We start from the raw sequence: 3,525 nt of genomic DNA on the forward strand, positions 1-3,525 counted from the left end.
ACCCCGTACTGCAGTGCTGGTCGATCAAATCCTGCCTTTTGCGGTAATACGGAATGTATTCGGAGAAATGGCCGCTCGATTCGGAGACGAACGCGCCGAGGTATTTCATAGCGTCGAAACGGACCGGGTCTTTGCGCAGCAGCTCCGGGTCTTGAATTTTGTCCAGCAACACCGGATACAAGTCCTTCCCTTGATGCGTCAATTCGACGAACCAGGACATATGGTTGATGCCGCCCGCTCTCCACTTCAATTCCTCGTACGGAACGCCCGCATACTTCGCCAGCTGGCGCGACGAATTCTGAATCGAATGGCACAGCCCGACGACCGGAATGTCCGTAATGCGCGACGTCAGCAGCGTCACCGCCGACATCGGATTCGTATAGTTCAGAATGATCGTATCCGGGCACAGCTCCTCCACATCCCGAACGATCTCGATCCAGCTCGGCAGCGTGCGCAGCGTTTTGAACAAGCCGCCCGGCCCCAGCGTATCGCCGATGCACTGCTTGACGCCGTATTTTAGCGGAATTTCGAATTCGTACTTGACCGTCTCAAGTCCGACGACCTCGATCTGGTTAATTACAAAATTCGAGCCGGCCAGCACCTCCCGGCGGTCCGTCGACGCCAGCACCTGCCAGCGTTTGCCGGTCATCTCAACAATGCGCTCGACCAATCCGCGCGCAATGGCGAGCCGGGCCGGATCGATATCGACCAAGGCGATAGTCCCCTCGTCCATGCCGGAAATCCCGAAAATATCCATCACAATCTCCCGGGTAAACGCGCTTCCTGCTCCGATAATCGCAATTTTTGTCATAGTTCTCTTCTCCCGTCCTTTTGTTTACATATGTAAAACTCACTTCATCCCCGTCATCGTCAGACCCTTAATAAACTGCTTCTGGAAAATCAGGAACACGATAATGACCGGAACCGTAATCAGCACGGCGGCGGACATGACCACATTGTAGTTGACCGTATGCGCCCCGTTGAAAAAGACCAGCGCGAGCGGCACCGTCATGTTGTCCGTATCGTTGAGCACGATCAGCGGCCACAAATAATTGTTCCACGACGCCATGAACGTAAAAATCCCGAGCGCCGACAACATCGGCATAATCAGCGGCGTAATAATCCGCCACATCACCTTCAGTTCCCCCGCTCCGTCGATGCGGGCCGCCTCCATCAGATCCTTCGGAATATCCTCGATAAACTGCTTCGCCAGAAAGACACCGTACGAGCTGACCAGATTGGGCAGGATAACCGCCGCCAGATGGTTAATCAGGCCCAGCTTGGAAACGATCAGATACGTCGGAATCATAATGACCTGGAACGGAATCATCATCGTGCCCAGCACGACAACGAACAGTACCTTTTTGCCCGGAAACTCGTACTTGGCGAAAATGTAACCGGCGAGCGCGCTCGTGAACAGCGTAGCGCCCGTGACCAGAACCGATGTGACCGCGCTGTTCGCCAGCCATCTCCAGAACGGCGCCTCCCGGAACACCGTCTCGTACCCGGCGAAGCTCGGCTGCTCGGGCAGCAGCGTCGGCGACGCGGAGATGATCTCCATGTTGCTTTTGAGCGACGAGAGCACCATCCACACGTAAGGAAGCAGCATGATGCAGGCGGCCACGGTCAAAACCGCGATCAGCACGCCGTCGAATAAGGTCGTTTTCGTCTTCATGTTCCGCAGCCTCCTCTCAATGCTCCCATTGGGACCGCCCCCATCTGAGCTGCAACAGCGTCACCAGCAAAATGATAAGCAGAAACACCGCCGCCATCGCCGAAGCGTAGCCCATATTCGAGTTGCCGAACGCCCGATCGTAAATGTTCAGTGCGAGCACCCGGGTTTCGTTGAACGGTTCCCCCTTGGTCATGACCTGGAATTGAGGGAACGCCTGAAAATACGAGACGACGGTCGTGACCGTCACGAACAGCGTCGAGCGGCTCAATAGCGGCAGCGTGATATGCCGGAACATGTGCCACCGGCTCGCGCCGTCGAGCGTCGCCGCTTCGTAGTACATGTCGGGGATCGAATCGAGCCCGGCGATGAACAGCACGATATTGTAGCCGATGTCCGCCCACAGCGTCATGACAATGACCGACAGCAGCGCATAGTTCGGATCGCTCAGCCAATGTACCGGCGGGATATGCAGCTTGTTCAGCACCAGGTTGAACAGCCCTTGATCGCTGAACATCGTCCCCCAGACGACGGCCGATCCGGAAAGCGGCGCGATCGCAGGCAGGAAAAAAACGGTCCGGAACACGCTGCGCAGCCTCCGCGACCGGACCCGATGGATCCCGAGCGCAATCAGCAGCGTAATGACAATGTTGACGACGACCGTGAACGCGACGAACTTGAACGTCACCCATAGTGATTTCAAGAAGATGGCGTCGTGAAACAGCCGGACATAATTGTCCAACCCGACAAACGGCGATTGGTCTGCCAGCGGGCTGAATTTGTAGAACGATAAGATCAGGCTCCAGGCGATCGGAACGAAGGCGAACAGGCCAAACAGCAGCAGAATCGGCGTCAACGATACGAACGCGAACCGTTTTTCCTTGCGGTATTGGGCGGCTGCGCTGCTCCGAAGCGCTTTGCCGCCGGGCTTGCTGGGTATACTAGAGCTGTTTTCCATCCCTGAACACTCCCGGTTTACTTGTGTTGATCTTGACTATCGTTGACGGCCTTCTCGATCGCTTTCAATCCGTTTTCCACCGTTTCCTTCCCACTCACTATGAGCTGGAAATGATCGTTGATTTGTTTAAAGAAATAGTCGCGGTCCCAGATGAGGCCGATCCATTGTCCATGCGTCAGCAGGCCCACGGATGTCCTCATGAACGGGTTTTTGCTCACGAACTCCGGGTCCTCCGCGACCTCCTTCTTGGCCGGTACCGTAAAGGTGCCGAGGTTCCACGTCTTCAGATTTTCTTTCGACGAGAGGAATTGAATGAAGTCCCACGCTTCCTTGGACGCCTTGCTCTTCTTCGAGACGACCAGCCCCCATCCGGACTCGGCCGCAAAGGACGGTGGATTGTCGGTAAAGGACGGCACCGGCACGTATTCGAAATCTTTGGCCTTGTAATTGTCGAGACCGGCCGCAATCGTCCACGGTCCCCGGTAGGTCATCGCCGCCCCGCCCTTGAAGAAGTAGTCGGACGAATCGAGCTGTCCCCCGAAGGCCGTCAGATCGGTCACTTGATCCCGCACAACCAAATCCTTAAGCGCCGTCATCGCCTTAACCGCCTCGGGCGTCTGGAAATTGACATGTCCGTCGTTGCCCCAATATTTACCGTTCTGCTGCAAAATCATCGACAGGAACGTAAACGTAATGTTGTCCCCCGAGATGAAATCGAACCCTTTCACCTTCATCCCGCTGCCGTCGCACACCGTCAAAGCCTTGGCGCTGTCGACCAGCTCTGTCCATGTCTTCGGCGGATAAGCGAGTCCTTTGTCATTAAACATTTTTGGATGCGCCAGCATGCCGCCGTTCTCGATATTGAATTCGAGCGGAAGCCCGTACAGCTTGCCGT

General features: G+C 55.9%; 3 protein-coding genes and 1 pseudogene. All 4 read right to left on the reverse strand.

Annotation, left to right across the window (positions count from 1 at the left end; all coding sequences use genetic code 11):
* Positions 1-811: pseudogene (locus QJ48_RS29435) on the reverse strand (alpha-glucosidase/alpha-galactosidase); the annotation flags it as partial.
* A gap of 39 nt (positions 812-850) precedes the next feature.
* Positions 851-1,675, reverse strand: coding sequence for a carbohydrate ABC transporter permease (locus tag QJ48_RS29440; protein WP_054976935.1), 825 nt, complete (start codon positions 1,673-1,675; stop codon positions 851-853).
* Between the two features lie 16 nt (positions 1,676-1,691).
* Positions 1,692-2,630 carry a carbohydrate ABC transporter permease gene (locus tag QJ48_RS29445; protein ID WP_054976936.1) on the reverse strand — a complete coding sequence of 313 codons (939 nt, stop codon included), beginning with the start codon at positions 2,628-2,630 and terminating at the stop codon, positions 1,692-1,694.
* A 17-nt stretch (positions 2,631-2,647) separates the two neighbouring features.
* Positions 2,648-3,525: extracellular solute-binding protein (locus tag QJ48_RS29450; protein ID WP_054976937.1), on the reverse strand; the 878-nt coding region annotated here is incomplete at its 5' end.

This window comes from Paenibacillus sp. A3, from assembly GCF_001399685.1.
GTDB lineage: Bacteria > Bacillota > Bacilli > Paenibacillales > NBRC-103111 > Paenibacillus_G.

What these genes read in the sequence shown, in the direction of transcription:
- QJ48_RS29440 (WP_054976935.1), bottom strand. Translation starts at nt 1,675, where the DNA reads ATGAAGACGAAAACGACCTTATTCGACGGCGTGCTGATCGCGGTTTTG.
- QJ48_RS29445 (WP_054976936.1), bottom strand. Translation starts at nt 2,630, where the DNA reads ATGGAAAACAGCTCTAGTATACCCAGCAAGCCCGGCGGCAAAGCGCTT.